Below are 15,785 nucleotides of genomic sequence, written 5' to 3'. Positions count from 1 at the left end.
ATCGGACGGTGGCGGTCGCAAAAGATCTGAAGGCGTCGGTAGTGGTCGCTATGGTGTGATCCGCTCGCAATGTGATCGGGGGAGGCGCGCCGGTGGCGGAACAGGCATTTCAGGTGGATCTGCGCGGGGTGGTGGATCTGCTGAGCCGCCATCTCTACGCCAGCCCGCGGGTGTATCTGCGGGAGCTGCTGCAGAACGCGGTGGACGCGATCACGGCGCGGGGCGAGGGCGGCCGGGTCGAGATCGAGACCGGCGGCGGGACGCTGCGGGTCCACGACGACGGCGTGGGGCTGACCGAGGACGAGGTGCACACGCTGCTGGCGACGATCGGCCGGTCGTCCAAGCGGGACGAGCTGGGCTTCGCGCGGCACGACTTCCTCGGGCAGTTCGGGATCGGGTTGCTGTCCGCCTTCCTCGTCGCGGACGAGATCGAGGTCGTGACCCGGTCCGCCCGGGGTGGTGCCGCCGTCAGATGGACGGGCCGCTCCGAGGGCAGCTACCGGGTCGAGCCCGGCGAGCGCGACGAGCCGGGCACGACGGTGACGTTGCGGGCCCGGCCGGGGGCGGGCGAACTGCTGAGTCCGCCGGTCGTCGCCGAGCTTGCCCGCACGTACGGGTCGCTCCTCCCGGTCGAGCTGGTCGTGGACGGCACCGCCGCCACCGGGGACGGGCCGCCCTGGCGCGCGTCCCACCGCGACCCCGCCGCGCGCAGGCGGGCGCTGGAGCGGTACTGCGAGGAGCTGTACGGGTTCACGCCGTTCGACGTGGTGGATCTCGACGTGCCGGAGGCGGGGCTGACGGGGGTCGCGTTCGTTCTGCCGGAGCCGGTGTCGCCGTCCGCGCGCGCCGCCCATCGCGTCTACCTGAAGCGGATGCTCTTGGCGGAGAACGTGGAGGGTCTGCTGCCGGAGTGGGCGTTCTTCGCGCGGTGCGTCGTGGACGCGGGGGAGCTGCGGCCGACGGCGAGCCGTGAGGCGCTCTACGAGGACGAGCTGCTCGACTCGACGCGGCAGGGGCTCGGTGACGTCCTGCGGCAGTGGCTGGTGAAGCTCGCCGAGACCGACCCGGCGAAGCTGCGCTCGTTCCTGCGGCTGCACCAGCTCGGCGTGAAGGCGATGGCGCTGCACGACGACGACATGCTGCGGATCGTCGACCGGTGGCTGGAGTACGAGACGTCCGCCGGGCCGATGACGCTGCACGAGTTCCGCCGCCGGCACCCGGACGGCCGGTTCACCGCGAGCGTGGACGAGTTCCGGCGGCTGTCGGCGGTCGCGGGCGCGCAGGGGGTCGGGCTCGTCAACGGCGGCTACGTCCACGACACCGAGATCATCGAGCGGCTGCCCGACCTGGACCCCGACATCCGGCTCGCCCGGCTGGACGCGGCGGAGCTGACCACCACGTTCGGCGTCCTCGACCCCGCCACGGAGCTGGCGCTGCGGCCGTTCCTGGCGGCGGCGCAGCGGGCCGTGGAGCGGCTCGGGTGCGAGCTGGTCGTCCGCGACTTCGACCCCGCCTCCCTGCCCGCTCTCTACCTGACCAGCCGCGACGCGCAGTTCCGTCAGGAGCTCACGCGCGCGCAGGAGGAGGCCGACGAGCTGTGGGCGGACGTGCTCGGCGCGGTCAACGCCTCAGCGAGCGCCGACCGGCCCCAGCTGGTGCTGAACCATCGCAACCCGCTGGCGCGGCGCGTCACGTCCCTCGGCGATGACGGGCCGGTCGAACTGGCCGTCCAGGCCCTGTACGGGCAGGCGCTGCTGCTCGGCCACCATCCACTGCGGCCCGCCGACACGGCGGTCCTGAACCGTTCCTTCATCGGCCTGCTGGAGTGGGCCGTCCACTCGCCGGAGGCGCCGAATGAGCACGGATGACGTCTACGCGCTGATGGCGCGGTCGCAGGAGCTGCCCTACGGGGAGGCGCGCACCGTCCTGGTCGAGGACGCACTGCGCCGCGCGGAGGCGGCCGGCGACGAGGTGCTGGCGTTCCATGTGCGGGTCCGGCTGACGGACGCGTACCGGTACGGCGGCGAGCCCGCGAAGGCGTTCGCGACGTTCGGCCGGACGCTGGCCGAGCACGACCGCGACCCCGCCCGGTTCGACGAGACGCACAGCCTGCTGTGGCAGATGAAGGCGGCGGTCAGCTCCCTCACCCTCTTCCCGGAGATCCCGCTGGACCGGGCCTACGCCGTCCTGGAGGACATGGAGCGGCGCTACAAGGCGGCCGGGCACAGCCTCCAGGCGGTGTACCACTACCGCAACGTGGTGGCGCGGCACATCGGCGACGGGTCGGCGGACGAGTGGTACCTGAAGTGGCGCGCCGCCGAGCGGGACGACCTGTCCGACTGCGAGGGCTGCGACCCCACCGGCATGGCCCGCCACCTCGTCGAGGCCGGACGGTACGAGGAGGCGTTCGAGATCGCCGCGCCCGTGCTGAGCTCGCGGCTGTCCTGCAACGAGCAGCCGCAGTCCATCCAGACCGCGCTGCTGCCCGTCTACCTGCGCACCGGCCGCGGCGAGCAGGCCGCTGACGCGCACCGCCGCGCCTACCGGGTGCACCGGGCGCGTCTCGCCGACCTCAGCGACATCGCCGAGCACCTGGAGTTCTGCGCGGTCACCGGCAACGAGGCGCGCGGCCTGGAGATCCTGCAGCGGCATCTCGGCTGGCTCGACCGGGCCCCGAGCGCGCACGCCGACATGGAGTTCTCCGCCGCGGCGGCCCTCGTCCTGGACCGGGTGGCCGCGGCCGGGCACGGCGCGGCGGCGATCCGCCGCCCGGCCGCCGACGGGCGCGCGGCGGCCGATGTGCCGCTGCCGGAGCTCCACACGGAACTGGCGGAACGCGCCACGGCGCTGGCGGACCGGTTCGACGCCCGCAACGGCACGTCCCACCAGGGCGACCGGGTGCGTGCCACGCTGGCGGCCGAACCGGTCGCCGGCTTCGTCCCGCTGGCCGCCCACCACCGCCGTCCCGCGCCGGCGTCCGTACCGCCGCCCGTCCCGCAGAACGACCTGACCTCCGTGGACGACCTCGGCGAGCTCCTCGACCTCGTGGACCGGCGCCGCGCGGACAACGACCTGGACGGCATGCGGGCGGCGTGGCGGCGGTTCGACGCCGTCGCCGAGACCACCGAGCCGACGCCCCCGCAGAAGGCCCGCCGCCTGGACGGCCGGGGCGTCGAGCACGCCGTGGACGGCGACGGCCACGGCGCGGTCGCGTGCTGGGAGGAGGCGGCCCGGCTCTTCGCCGAGCTGGGCGACGAGACGCGCCGCCACCGCACGCTCGGCCGTCTCGGCGCGCTGCGCATCGACCTGGGCGACGACGGCGGGCTCGAGCAGGTGATCGCGTCGGCCGGCCACCTCGCCGCGCACCCGGGGGAGGACGGCGACGCCACGGCCGCGCTGCTCCGCCTGGCCACCGCCTATGTGCGGTTCGACCGTCCGGCGGACGCGCTCGCCGCGCTGGACGAGATCGTTCCGGACGACGCGCCCGACCGTGCCGGCGAACTGTGGTTCCTGCGGGGACAGGCGCTTCTTCAGCAGGGCGGCACCGACGAGGCCGCGGCGGCGCTGCGCCGTTCCATCGACGCGGCGCGCACGTCCGGCGAGCCGGAGACGGTCGCCTCGCCCGGCCTGCTGCTCGCCCGCATCCTGGCCAGACGGGAGGAGGGCCCGGACGAGGAGACGTTCGCCCTGCTCGACGAGGTGATCGCCGCGCTCCCCGGCCCGTCGCCGATGCGCGCCTCGGCGCACTCCGAGCGCGGCCTCGCGTTCCTCGCCGCCGACCGCCCCGCCGACGCCGTCGCCGACCTTGCGGAGGCCATCGCCGCCTGGACGGCGCAGGGCGCCCACGAGCAGGCCGTCCGGCTACGCGTGGACCTCGCAGCCGCCTACCTGTCCACGGGCCGCAATTTCGAGGCCGCCGAGGTCGCCGAGGAGGCGCTGCCGAACCTCGACGGCGACGCCGGGCAGCGCTGCCGCCTCATCCTCGCCCACGCGCAGAAGGGGATGGGTGAGGAGGACGCCGCCGCGACGTTCGCGTCCCTCGCCGAGGACGCCGCGCGGGACGGCCGCCACGACGCCGTCGCGCACTTCCTCGACGAGGCCGCCGGCGTCCTGACCGCCCTCGACAAGGACGCCCAGGCCGCCGAACGGTTCGCCGAGGCGGCCGAGTCCTACGAGAAGGCCGGCGACCCGTACGGCTTGGTCCGCACCCGTCGTCGCGCCGCGATGTGCCTGTTCTGGAGCGGCGACGCCGACAAGGCCCTCACCGCCATGGACACCGCCCGCGCGGCCCTGGCGGGCCTCCCTCCGGACAACGAGCCCGCCCGCATCTGGGAGACGGCCCTCGTCTCCTACGACCAGGCCCGCATCCTCGCCCAGGTCGGCCGCCTCCCCGAGGCCGCCTCCCACGCCTCCGCCGCGGCGGACGGCTTCACCACCCTCGACGAGACCGATGCCGCCGAAGAGGCCACCCGGCTCCACGCCGACATCAGGTCGGCCCTCAGCTGACGCGGTGGGCGCCCTGTGAGGGGGGCGCCTCCAGGAACTCGGGCGGCGTCCAGGAGCGCTTCTCGTACGCGGCCGTGATCGCGTCACGCACCTGCTGGGCGCGGGCCGTGGAGGTGAGGACGATGACGGAGCCGCCGAAGCCGCCGCCCACCATGCGCCCGCCCCGGGCGCCCGCGCGGAGGGCGGCGTCGACGGTCGCGTCGGCCTCGGGCCAGGAGATCTCGAACTGGTCGCGGAGGGAGAGGTGCGAGGCGTTCAGCATCGCGCCGAGCTCGGGCAGGGCACCGGCGCGCAGCAGGCCGACGGCGGCCTCGACGCGGTGGTTCTCGGTGACGACATGCTGGACGCGGCGGCGCAGCACGGGGTCGGGCAGCGCCCCGAGGGCGGCGGCGAGGTCCTTCACGTCGCGCAGCGCCGGGACGTCGAGCAGGGCCGCGGCCTCCTCGCACTCGGCGCGGCGGCGGCCGTAGTCGCCGCCGGTCAGGGTGTGCGAGGCGCGCGTGTTGATCACCAGGAGCGTCATGTCCGACGCGGCCGGGTCGAAGGGGACCTGCGCGGACAGTTCGCTGCGGCAGTCGAGCATCAGCGCGTGGCCGTGCGTGCAGAGCAGGGACGCCGACTGGTCCATCAGGCCGCAGGGCATGCCGACCTGCTCGTTCTCGGCCCGCTGCGCCAGCCGGGCCAGCGCCGGCCGGTCGATCTCCACGCCGTACAGGTCGCGGAGCGCGAGCGCGGTGGCGCATTCCAGGGCGGCCGACGAGGAGAGGCCCGCACCCTGGGGCAGGTCCGAGTCGACCAGGAGGGACGCGCCGCCGGTGCCGTGCTCGCGCAGGACGCGGGCGACCCCCACCGGGTACGCCGCCCACGCCCGGTCGGACGGCCAGTTCTCGGAGACGACCGTCCCGCCGTCCACCGGGGCGGTGACGGTGGCGGGGGCCTGCAGGGAGCGGACCTCCAGCACACCGTCGTCGCGACGGGCGGCGGCGACCGAGACGCCGCGGGACAGGGCGAACGGCAGGACGAAGCCGTCGTTGTAGTCGGTGTGCTCGCCGATCAGGTTGACCCGGCCCGGCGCGTGCCACACGCCTTCGGCGGGCCGCCCGAACGCCGCGCGGAACGCTTCGGTCATCGCGACCGCAGGAACGTCCACGCGTCGCCGACCATGGTGCGCAGGTCCCGCTCCGGCTTCCAGCCGAGCTCCGCCTGGATCTTCTCGGACGAGGCGACCAGCACGGCCGGGTCCCCGGCGCGGCGCGGCGCCACCTCGGCCGGGATGTCGCGGCCGGTGACCTCGCGGCAGACCTCGACGACCTCCCGGACCGAGTTGCCGGTGCCGCTGCCCAGGTTGAAGATCTGGTGCGTGCCCGGCGCGCAGGCGTCCAGCGCGAGGAGGTGGGCGCGGCCGAGGTCGGTCACGTGGATGTAGTCGCGGATGCAGGTGCCGTCCGGCGTCGGATAGTCGTCGCCGAACATGCGCACCGTGTCGCCGTCCCCCTGCGCGATCTTCAGCACGTTCGGGATCAGGTGCGTCTCGACGGTGTGCCGCTCGCCGTGCCGCCCGTGGGCGCCCGCCACGTTGAAGTACCGCAGCGAGACCCCGCCGATGCCGTGCAGGCGCGCGTACTCGGCCAGCGCCGTGTCGATCGCCAGCTTGGACGCGCCGTAGGGGTTGGTCGGGCGGGTCGGGTCGGTCTCCAGGATCGGCGTCGACTCCGGCTCGCCGTAGGTGGCGGCCGTGGAGGAGAACACGATCCGGGGGACGCCGGCGACGCGCATCGCGTCCAGCAGCGCCAGCGACTCGCCGAGGTTCTTGTCCCAGTACAGGCCGGGCTTCTCGACCGACTCGCCGACGAGGGACTTGGCCGCGAAGTGCAGCACGGCCTCGAACCCGGCGCCGCCGAGGAGCTCCGCCGCCTTGTCGCGCAGCGTGCCGCGCACCAGCTTGGCGCCCTCGGGCACCGCGTCCTCGTGCCCGGTGGACAGGTCGTCCAGGACGACGACCTCGTGCCCCGCCTCCAGGAGCAGAGCGGAGACGACACTGCCGATGTAGCCGGCGCCTCCGGTGACGAGCAGCTTCACTGACGGACCTCCACGGCGAGACTCTTTGGACGACGGGTGCGTCCAGGCTATCCGGAACGCCGAACGGGGAAGGCTGAACGCATGGACCGGAGGCCGCCGAGGCCCCCCGCGGGGCCCGCGCGCAGGCTGGCGCGCCCGCTGGTGTGGCTGCTGTCGAGCTCGACCGACCTCGTCGTGCGGCTGTCGGGCGGCGACCCGCACGCCCTGCGGGAGGAGATCACCGCGGAGCGGATGCGCGCCCTCGTGGCGGAGAACACGCAGCTCACCGCGGACGAACGGGCGTTGATCGGGGAGGTGTTCGCGGCCGGGGAGCGGCCGCTGCGGGAGGTCCTCGTCCCGCGCACCGAGGTGGTGTTCCTGGACGCGGCGCTCCCGCTGACGGCCGCCGCGAGGCTCGCCGCGAGCAGCCCGCACTCCCGGTTCCCCGTCTGCCTCGACTCCCACGACGAGGTGATCGGCTTCGTCCACATCCGCGACCTGCTGGCGCCCGGCGGCCCCGAGGGGGAGGGGCCGGTGGGAGGCCTGGTGCGGCCGGTGAAGTTCCTGCCGTCCTCGAAACGGGTGCTGCCGGCGCTGTCGGAGATGCGCCGCGAGGGCTGCCACCTGGCGATCGTCATGGACGAGTACGGCGGCGTCGCCGGGATCGTCACGCTGGAGGACCTCCTGGAGGAGCTCATCGGCGACATCCGCGACGAATATGATGTGCAGGACGCGCAGGCACGGCGCCTGCACGGCGGGGTGGTCGAGGTCGACGGCCTGCTCAACCTGGACGACTTCGCCGCCGAGACCGGCATCCGGCTGCCGGACGGCCCGTACGAGACGGTCGCCGGGCACATCATGGCGGTGCTGCGCCGCGTGCCCGCCGAGGGCGACTCGGTGGAGGCCGGCGGCCGCCGCCTCGCGGTGGCCCGGATGGACGGCCGGCGGGTCGCCCGCGTGCGCGTCATGCCGCGGGCGACGCCGCAGGCCGTACCGGTGCCGCCCGGCACGCCGTCCGCGACCCCGCGGGCGGCGACCGGCGACGCCGCCACCGGTCCCGGCGCCGGCCCCGGCAACGGGCCGGCCGTCCGGCAGGCCACCGGCGGCCGAGCCTCCGGTGACACCTGAGAGAATCGATCCGTGCAGATGCCCGAAGCGCCCAGCCCCGAAGCGTCCGACGCCGGAACCGCCGCGGCCCCGCCGCGCGTGCTGTCCGGCATCCAGCCCACCGCCGACTCGTTCCACCTCGGCAACTATCTGGGCGCGCTCCGGCAGTGGGTCTCGATGCAGGACACGCACGAAGCCTTCTACTGCGTTGTCGACCTGCACGCCATCACGATCGAGCACGACCCCGCGCTGCTGCGCCGCCGCACGAAGGTCGCCGTCGCGCAGCTCCTCGCGATGGGGCTGGACCCCGAGCGCGCCACCGTGTTCGTGCAGAGCCACGTCCCCGAGCACGCCGAGCTGGCGTGGGTGCTCAGCTGCCTCACCGGGTTCGGCGAGGCCGGGCGGATGACCCAGTTCAAGGACAAGTCGTCCAAGCACGGCACCGGCGGGACGAGCGTCGGCCTGTTCACCTACCCGATCCTGCAGGCCGCCGACATCCTGCTCTACTCGCCCGACCCCACCCGGGAGGAGCGGGCGCTGCGCGTCCCGGTCGGCGAGGACCAGCGGCAGCACCTGGAGCTGACCCGCACGCTCGCGCAGCGGTTCAACCACCGGTTCGGCGACACGTTCGTGCTGCCGGACGCGCACATCCCCGAGGGCGCCGCGAAGATCACCGACCTGCAGGAGCCGGGCGCGAAGATGAGCAAGTCGGCGTCCTCGCCGCAGGGGATCATCGACGTGCTGGAGGAGCCCGGCCCGATGCGCAAGAAGATCATGCGCGCGGTCACCGACACCGGCTCCGACGTCGTCTACGACGAGGAGAAGAAGGCGGGCGTCACCAACCTGCTGCGGATCTACTCCGCGCTGGAGGGCGCGTCCGTCGCCGACCTGGAGCGCCGCTACGAGGGCTCCGGCTACGGCCAGTTCAAGAAGGACCTCGCACAACTCGTCCTCGACACGTTCACGCCGATCAGGGAGCGCACGCTCAAGCTGCTGGACGACGAGGAGCAACTCGACCGGCTGCTCGCCGTGGGCGCCGAGCGCGCCTCCGAGGTCGCCGCCGGGACGATGGAGACGGTGCGCGAACGGGTGGGATTCGTGGGACGTGGTCGCTGACCGTCCCCCACACGACGACGCCGCGGAGGGCCCCGGCGAGGCGCCCTCCGTGAGCGGTGCCGCGTCTTCCGGCGACGGGATCCGCGCGATCGGCGTCGCCATCCCCATCCCGGACCCGCACGGAGCGTTCCTCCAGGCCAAGCGTGCCTCGTTCGGCGATCCCCTCGCCCATGCGATCCCGACGCACATCACGCTGCTGCCGCCCACCGAGGTGCGCGGGTCCGATCTGGACGCCGTCGAGGAGCATCTGCGCGGCGTCGCGGCCACCGAGCGGCCGTTCCCGATCAGGCTGCGCGGCAGCGGAACGTTCCGGCCGGTGTCCCCGGTCGTGTTCGTGGCGCTCGCCGAGGGGATCGGGGGCTGCGAGCGCGTCCAGGCGAAGGTCCTGTCGGGCCCGCTCGCCCGGCCGCTGCCGTTCCCGTACCACCCGCACGTCACCATCGCCCACCACCTGCCCGACGACGTCATGGACCAGGCGTTCAAGGAGCTCGCCGGCTACAGCGCCGACTTCGAGGCGTGGGGGTTCTCCCTTTACGAGCATGGGCTGGACGGCGTGTGGCGCCCGCAATGCGACTTCTTCTTCGGTGGCGGGGTCGTGCCCTCGCCGGGACGGGATGGGTGAAAAACGCTCTGTTGAACGGTTGATTACGGTCTGCGGCATCGAGTGGTCTCCGCTGGGTACGTTGCGTACATGCGGCAGGTGATCAACAGGGTGCAGCGGCAGAGCGAGTCTCTGTCCGGCAAAGGCAAGGACCTGCTGCGCCGCTCGCGGCGACGCTCGCGGTGGCTCGACCACCAGGCCCGCGCGTTCGAGCGGTACCGGGAGCGCCGCGGCGACCGGCTCGCCGCCGCCCTCACCTGCTACGCGTTCCTGTCCTTCTTCCCGCTGCTGGCGCTGGCGTACGCGCTGCTCGGCTACCTCGTCGGGCTCAGCGACGAGGCCCGCGACTACTTCGTCCGGGCGATCGGCTCGCAGCTGCCCGGGCTCGCCGGTCAGCTGGACGTCGAGCAGATCGCCCGGTCCAAGACGGCCGTCGGGGTCGTCGGGCTGGTCGCGCTGCTGGTCACCGGGCTCGGCTGGGTGCAGGTGCTGCGCGAGTCCCTGCGCGACATCTGGGGGAACGAGCCGGGAGGCGGCGGCAACTTCTTCCTGAAGCGGCTGTGGGACCTGGCCGTCCTGGCCTTCCTCGGCCTGATCCTGGTCTGCGGTATGGCGGTCACGACGGTCGCCACGTCCACCACCCACACCGTTCTGGGATGGCTCGGGATGCAGGACGTCCCCGGGGCCGGCACCGGGCTGCGGCTGCTGTCGCTGGCCTGCGCGATCTTCTTCGACACCGTGGTCTTCCTAGTGCTGTTCACGCGGCTGTCGGGGACGCGGGCGCCCTGGCGGCGGATCATCCGCGGCGCGGTGTTCGGCGCGGTCGGGTTCGAGGTCCTCAAGCAGATCGCGGCGATCCTGGTCGGCCGGACCACGCAGAACCCGGTCTACGGCACGTTCGCCGTGCTGGTCGGGCTGATGGTGTGGATCAACATCGCGACCCGGTTCGCGCTGTTCGTCGCCGCCTGGACGGCCACCCGCCGCGTCGTCCTCACCGCCGACGCCGCCGATCCGGAGAACGCCGCCGACCGTGCGGAGGCCGAGGCGCTCCAGGAACGCGCCGAAGAGGCCCAGGCGCCCCGGAAGAAGGCCGAGCCGTCCGGGACCGGCCCGGCTCAGGACCAGAAGGCGTCGTCGGCGTACTGATCCTCGGCCAGCGTCCGGATCTCGGTGATCTTCCCGTCCCGGAAGCGGAACAGGTCCACCCCGCGGCCGTCCAGGACCCGGCCCGGGCGTTCGGCGTAGGTCTGCACGAGGGCCGCGCCGTACTCGTCGTTGGCCATCACCGAGTACGGCTCGGCGCGGAACGTCCCGCCGGACAGCTCGAACAGCCGGACGTAGAAGCCGAGGACCTCCTCGGGTGTCCGGTACTCGCCGCAGATGGGCCCGCGCCCAGGGACGCGGTGGACGACGTCGTCGGCGAGGAGCTCGCGGATGAGGGCCATGTCGCCCTTGGCGAACGCCGTGTAGCCGTCCTTCAGCAGCGTGACGTTCGGGTGCTCAAGGACGGACCCACCGGGCACGGAGACGTACAAGTCGGACATGACGCCGTTCCTCCCGCGGCGCCGGCCCGCCGTCCCGCGGCAGCGGCGAGGTCACCGGCGCCACCGTGAGCGTAAGCCCGCCGGGCGCGCGCGTACCAGAGCCGTGGGCTCGGGGTGAGAGAAGCTTTACCGGCCGGCTTCACCGGCCGGTGCCGCCTACCGGCCGGCGCGGTTGCGGGCCGCCTCCAGGCGGCGCCGCCGCCGCAGCACCACGAACAGCACCGCGATCGCGAGCAGCGCCCCGGCCGTGCCGCCGCCGACGAGCAGCCACATGCGGGACGAGTCGTCCGAGGCGAGCGGGGCGTCCGGCAGCACGCCGGAGTCGCGCTTCTTGGTCTGCTGGGCGTCGCCGGGCGGGACCAGCGTGCCGACCGGCTGCACCTTGCCGCGGGCGGCGAAGCCCCAGTCGAGCAGCTTGGCCGCGTACGGGGACGGCGGCCGGTCCGCCCTCATCAGCGAGATCACGATCGTGTGCCCGCCGCGCCGCGCCTCGGCGACGAAGGTCTGCTGCGCGGCGAGCGTGAAGCCGTTCTTGCCGCCGAGCATCCCGGCGTACGCCTGGCCCTCGCCCGCCAGCATGTGGTTGTGCGTGTGGATCGGGTATCCGCCGACCTTCACGCCCTTCTTGCGCTGCTTCTTGGTGGGCGGCGCCGGGAACTTGAAGTCGATCGCCTGCATGTAGGCGCGGTACTCGGGGTTCTTCATGCCCTCGCGCAGGATGAGCGCGAGGTCGTAGGCGGAGGTGTGCTGCGTCCGGACGTTCAGCCCGAGGTCCTTGTCGAGCCCGTTCGGCGACGCGGCGAGGGTGTCGTGGGCGTTGATGCGCTTCGCCTCGGCGTTCATGTCGGCGAGCGTCTTCTTCACGCCCCCGTCGGCCTCGGCCAGCGTGAACGCCGCGTCGTTGGCGGACATCATCAGCATCGCGTGGAACAGGTCGTTGACCTTGTACTGCATCTTCGGCGTCAGCCCGACCTTGGTGCCCTCGACGTCGCACGCCTTCTGGGACGGCCGGACGAGCCGGTTCGGGTCCAGCTTCGGGACGAGCGTGAGCGCGGTCAGCGTCTTGATCGTGCTGGCCGGGAGGTAGTGGCCGTGCGGGTCCTTGGCGGCGAGGACCTGGCCGGTGTCGGCGTCCGCGATCATGTACGAGGAGGCCTTGATCTTCGGCGGCGCGGGAACCCCGGGGGCCTTGTTGACGACGATGCCCCGGCTCGCGAGCTGCGGGCCGCCGACCGTCTCGGCCGCCGGCGCGGCCGTGGACGCGGCTGTGGCGGGCGCTGCCACCAGGGCGGGGCCCGCCGCGAGCGAGGCGGCCGTGACCGGCACGGTGATCACCGTCAGGGCACGGCGGACGTCCGGCCCTCGTCGCTGTGGTCGCAAGCTCCCGACGCTCCTCACTCCCGTGGAAGCGCCATCGCTCCCGACGCGCATGCGCCCAACGCCCATGACTCCCCCGAAGACTAGGCGACGTATCCGACGAAGGGGTACCCGATCACGAATACGGCAAGCACGGGACGGACGCGACGCGGGGTGCACAGGTGATCTCACGGTACGTAAGGGACGCTCAGTATTGGTCACAGTCCGTCATGGACGGTATTTTGGGACCGGCTGACTAGTTCGATCTAGTGATGCCGAAGGCAAGATCGATGACCGAAAAGTAGGACCCCCGCGCGCCCACCGACGGCCCGCATGAGTCAATTGATCCGCAAAGGGCATGGACACCCGGCAGGGTGGCGCGCTCGGACGTCATCATGGAGCGAACACGTGACCTGGACCGGCGTTTGTCCAGGCTTAGGGACCCGCTGGCTGAATAGCGCCACGTGCCACGCAACGACCTGCAAGGATTGTGGACGGAGGTTGGCCGTGGCCATTGACTTCAACGCATCGAACGGGGCGACGCTCGGCGTCGAGTGGGAGATCCAGCTCGTCGATGCGGAGACCAGGCACCTGCGGCAGGACGCACGCGAGGTGCTCGCCGCCCTGCCTTCGCTCAGCGAGGACGGCGACAACCCGCCCGTCCGGCATGAGCTCATGGAGTCGACGGTCGAGGTCGTGACCGGCATCTGCGACACCGTCGGGGAGGCCAAGGCCGACCTCTCCGGGACGCTCGCCGCCCTGCGGATCGCCGCGGCCGACCGCGGTCTCGCGCTGGCCTGCACCGGCACCCACCCGATCAGCGACTGGCGGGACGCCGTGATGGCGCCCATGGGGCGCTACGCCCAGCTGGTCGAGGAGATGCAGTGGCTGGCCCGGCGCATCCAGACGTTCGGGGTTCACGTCCACGTCGGCGTCTCCGACGGCGCCAAGGTGATCCCGATCGTCAACGCTCTCTCGTCCTATCTTCCGCACTTCCTCGCGCTCACCGCCTCCAGCCCGTTCTGGAGCGGCAGCGACACCGGCCTCGCGTCGTGCCGTTCGGTCGTCTTCGGCCAGATGCCGACGGCCGGGCCGCCCCACTTGCTAGACGACTGGGCGGCCTTCGAGGATTACATGGACACCCTGATGCGTTCCGGAACCATAAGGAGCATCAAAGAGGTCTGGTGGGACATCCGCCCGCATCCCGACTTCGGCACGGTGGAGATCAGGATGTTCGACGGCATCCCGACCATGCGTGAGGTGGGCATGGCCGCCGCTCTGTGCCAGAGTCTGGTCACGCTCTTCGAGCAGCAGCTCGACCGCGGCTACACCCTGCCGCGGCCGGCCGCCTGGGTGGTGCGCGACAACAAGTGGCGCGCGACCAGGTACGGTCTCGACGCCATCATCATCACCGACGACACCGGGAACACCGCGCCGCTCCGCGACGATCTGTACGAGCTGATCAGGGAGCTGGAACCGGTGGCCGACCGGCTCGGCTGCGCCGAGGAGCTCAAGGTCGCCGGCGAGGTGCTGGAGCACGGAGCCCCGTACGAACGCCAGCGCGCGATCCGCGCCGAGGGCGGGACGCTGGAGAACATCGTCGACGCGGCGATCGCCGAGCTCGCGGAGGACAGGTTCGTCACACTGGGGGAGGTCGCACATGCCGGAGCGTGAGCAGCCGAGGCGCTCGACCGAGCCCGCGGACGCCGAGCCCGCGGACGCCGGACCCGCGAACGCCGACCCCGCAGCGCAGGGGGACGCCGGCCCGGCCGAACCGGCCGGGACGGACCCCGCGAACAGCAAGGCTCGTGAAACCGACCAGAAGACCACCGGGCGGAGCCCGTTCGGCTCCGCCCTCGCGCAGGGGGCGCACATGACTCATCCGGGACCCGGGGTGATGCCCGGCCTTGAACCACCCACCGCCCCGGGACCTGTGGGCTCCGAGGGCCTCGACACCGGCTCCGCGGCCGCCCGCGTGAACGGGACGACCGCGTCCGGCGAGCCCGCACGGCGACCCGCCCCACGGCACCCCGAGGCGCCGCGACCCGAGATACAGGGCGCGGTCTCCGAAGGTGCGGAGGAGGAGCAGGGCCGGCCGGGGCTGGCCGCCGTCGCGGGCTTCCCCGCCGTGCTCGGCGGCGCCGTGCTGCAGCCGCAGCTCGACGCGTTCCTCGCCGAGCACGAGGACGAGCTGATCGCGTTCCGGCGCGACCTGCACATGCACCCCGAGCTGGGCTACGCCGAGCACCGCACCACCCGCAGGATCGCCGAGCGGCTCCGCGCGGCGGGCCTGGACCCGGTGATCCTGCCGAAGGGCACCGGCCTGTTCTGCGACATCGGCCCCGCCGACGGCACGACGGTGGCGCTGCGGGCCGACATCGACGCGCTCCCCCTCCAGGACGAGAAGGAGGGCGTCGAGTACCGGTCGACGGTTCCGGGCGTCGCGCACGCGTGCGGCCACGACGTGCACACCACGATGGTGCTGGGCGCGGGCCTGTTCCTGGCGCAGCAGGCGGAGGCCGGGCTGCTGCCCGGCCGCGTCCGGCTCCTGTTCCAGCCCGCCGAGGAGACCCCCGGCGGCGCGCTGGACGTGATGGCGGCCGGCGGCATCGCCGGCGTGGACCGCGCGTTCGCGCTGCACTGCGACCCCCGCATCGAGGTCGGCCAGCTCGGGCTGCGCACCGGTCCGATCACCGCGGCGTGCGACAAGGTGTACGTGAAGGTCACCGGGCCCGGCGGGCACACCGCCCGGCCGCACCTGACCGCCGACCTGGTCTACGCGCTCGCCAAGATCGTCACCGAGCTGCCGTCCGCGCTGTCCCGGCGCGTCGACCCGCGCTCCAGCCTGTCGCTGGTGTGGGGACGGGTCTCGGCCGGGTCCGTCGCCAACGCCATCCCCGACGACGGGATCGCCGAGGGCACGGTCCGCTGCCTGGACGACGAGGCGTGGCACCGGGCTCCGGAGATGATGAAGGCGCTGTTGCAGTCGGTCGCCGCCGCCTACGACGTGGAGGCGTCGCTGGAGTACGTCCGGGGCGTCCCGCCGACCGTGAACGAGGCCGCCAGCGTCCAGATGTTCCGGGACGCCGCCGCGCAGGTGATGGACGAGGAGGGCGTCGTGCCCACCCCGCAGAGCCTCGGCGGCGAGGACTTCGGCTGGTACCTGGAGTCGATCCCGGGCGCGCTCGCCCGGCTCGGCGTCCGCACCCCCGGTTCTCCCGGCGAGTACGACCTGCACCGCGGCGACTTCGACGTGGACGAGCGGTGCATCGCGGTCGGCATGCGGGTGCTCAGCGCCACCGCGCTGACCGCGCTGTGGGAGGGCGGCCGTCCCGGCGACACCGAGCCGATCGAGGGCGCGGCCCTGGCCTGAACCCCTCCCCTGAGCCTCCCGCTCGAAGCTCCTGCCTGGTCCCCGGCTTGATCACCCGGTCCGATCACCGTGTGTAACCGTCCGACCAGGCCTCCCGGTCCCCCGGGCATCTCCTGACACGGTG

The 15,785-nt window shown here is 73.1% G+C and carries 12 protein-coding genes; 8 read left to right on the top strand and 4 right to left on the bottom strand.

Annotation, left to right across the window (positions count from 1 at the left end):
• Positions 1-92 precede the first annotated feature (92 nt).
• The gene (locus ACQPZP_RS38480) at positions 93-1,868 is read left to right on the top strand and encodes an HSP90 family protein (RefSeq protein ID WP_433474571.1); all 1,776 of its coding nucleotides are present in this window, start codon (positions 93-95) and stop codon (positions 1,866-1,868) included.
• Positions 1,855-4,506 (top strand): hypothetical protein, encoded by a 2,652-nt coding sequence (locus ACQPZP_RS38475; protein ID WP_433474570.1) that lies wholly within the window; start codon positions 1,855-1,857, stop codon positions 4,504-4,506. Before ACQPZP_RS38480 ends, ACQPZP_RS38475 begins: the two co-directional genes overlap by 14 nt.
• Here the strand turns inward: ACQPZP_RS38475 and galK are convergent.
• Both galK and galE read right to left on the bottom strand, forming a co-directional pair.
• Positions 4,499-5,635 carry a galactokinase gene (gene galK / locus ACQPZP_RS38470; RefSeq protein WP_433479744.1) on the bottom strand — a complete coding sequence of 379 codons (1,137 nt, stop codon included), beginning with the start codon at positions 5,633-5,635 and terminating at the stop codon, positions 4,499-4,501. The genes ACQPZP_RS38475 and galK overlap by 8 nt on opposite strands.
• Positions 5,632-6,585, bottom strand: a complete 954-nt coding sequence (galE, locus tag ACQPZP_RS38465) for a UDP-glucose 4-epimerase GalE (protein ID WP_433474569.1) — start codon at positions 6,583-6,585, stop codon at positions 5,632-5,634. The genes galK and galE overlap by 4 nt, the downstream gene beginning before the upstream one ends.
• 81 nt (positions 6,586-6,666) lie before the next feature.
• On the opposite strand from galE, the gene ACQPZP_RS38460 reads away from it, so the two are divergent.
• The 4 genes from ACQPZP_RS38460 (at position 6,667) to ACQPZP_RS38445 (ending at position 10,534) form a co-directional block, all read left to right on the top strand.
• Entirely contained in the window at positions 6,667-7,692 is a 1,026-nt protein-coding gene (locus tag ACQPZP_RS38460) for a hemolysin family protein (protein WP_433474568.1), read from the top strand.
• 18 nt (positions 7,693-7,710) lie between these two features.
• On the top strand, positions 7,711-8,787 hold the full coding sequence (gene trpS / locus ACQPZP_RS38455) for a tryptophan--tRNA ligase (protein ID WP_433479743.1): 1,077 nt from the start codon (positions 7,711-7,713) through the stop codon (positions 8,785-8,787).
• A gap of 49 nt (positions 8,788-8,836) precedes the next feature.
• Positions 8,837-9,409 carry a 2'-5' RNA ligase family protein gene (locus ACQPZP_RS38450; RefSeq protein WP_433474567.1) on the top strand — a complete coding sequence of 191 codons (573 nt, stop codon included), beginning with the start codon at positions 8,837-8,839 and terminating at the stop codon, positions 9,407-9,409.
• 69 nt (positions 9,410-9,478) lie between these two features.
• Positions 9,479-10,534: a YihY/virulence factor BrkB family protein gene (locus ACQPZP_RS38445; RefSeq protein WP_433474566.1), complete on the top strand. Its 1,056-nt coding sequence runs from the start codon at positions 9,479-9,481 to the stop codon at positions 10,532-10,534.
• On the opposite strand, the gene ACQPZP_RS38440 is transcribed toward ACQPZP_RS38445, so the two are convergent.
• Positions 10,504-10,932, bottom strand: a complete 429-nt coding sequence (locus ACQPZP_RS38440) for a nuclear transport factor 2 family protein (protein ID WP_433474565.1) — start codon at positions 10,930-10,932, stop codon at positions 10,504-10,506. The two genes, ACQPZP_RS38445 and ACQPZP_RS38440, sit on opposite strands and share 31 nt — an antisense overlap.
• Positions 10,933-11,088: 156 nt before the next feature.
• Positions 11,089-12,312 (bottom strand): D-alanyl-D-alanine carboxypeptidase family protein, encoded by a 1,224-nt coding sequence (locus ACQPZP_RS38435; RefSeq protein ID WP_433474564.1) that lies wholly within the window; start codon positions 12,310-12,312, stop codon positions 11,089-11,091.
• A gap of 483 nt (positions 12,313-12,795) precedes the next feature.
• Here ACQPZP_RS38435 and ACQPZP_RS38430 point away from each other — a divergent pair, with 483 nt between their 5' ends.
• Positions 12,796-13,962 (top strand): glutamate--cysteine ligase, encoded by a 1,167-nt coding sequence (locus ACQPZP_RS38430; protein WP_433474563.1) that lies wholly within the window; start codon positions 12,796-12,798, stop codon positions 13,960-13,962.
• Between the two features lie 454 nt (positions 13,963-14,416).
• Positions 14,417-15,661: a M20 family metallopeptidase gene (locus ACQPZP_RS38425; RefSeq protein ID WP_433470140.1), complete on the top strand. Its 1,245-nt coding sequence runs from the start codon at positions 14,417-14,419 to the stop codon at positions 15,659-15,661.
• Positions 15,662-15,785: the final 124 nt, after the last annotated feature.

Origin of the sequence: Spirillospora sp. CA-142024 (assembly GCF_050942325.1) — a bacterium.
Lineage (GTDB): Bacteria > Actinomycetota > Actinomycetes > Streptosporangiales > Streptosporangiaceae > Spirillospora.
This window is presented reverse-complemented; position numbering and strand designations above follow the sequence as displayed.

Excerpts from the sequence above, each read along its gene's own strand:
- ACQPZP_RS38475 (WP_433474570.1), top strand. The coding sequence starts at position 1,855 with ATGAGCACGGATGACGTCTACGCGCTGATGGCGCGGTCGCAGGAGCTG.
- galK (WP_433479744.1), bottom strand. The coding sequence starts at position 5,635 with ATGACCGAAGCGTTCCGCGCGGCGTTCGGGCGGCCCGCCGAAGGCGTG.
- ACQPZP_RS38460 (WP_433474568.1), top strand. The coding sequence starts at position 6,667 with ATGGACCGGAGGCCGCCGAGGCCCCCCGCGGGGCCCGCGCGCAGGCTG.
- trpS (WP_433479743.1), top strand. The coding sequence starts at position 7,711 with ATGCCCGAAGCGCCCAGCCCCGAAGCGTCCGACGCCGGAACCGCCGCG.
- ACQPZP_RS38445 (WP_433474566.1), top strand. The coding sequence starts at position 9,479 with ATGCGGCAGGTGATCAACAGGGTGCAGCGGCAGAGCGAGTCTCTGTCC.
- ACQPZP_RS38440 (WP_433474565.1), bottom strand. The coding sequence starts at position 10,932 with ATGTCCGACTTGTACGTCTCCGTGCCCGGTGGGTCCGTCCTTGAGCAC.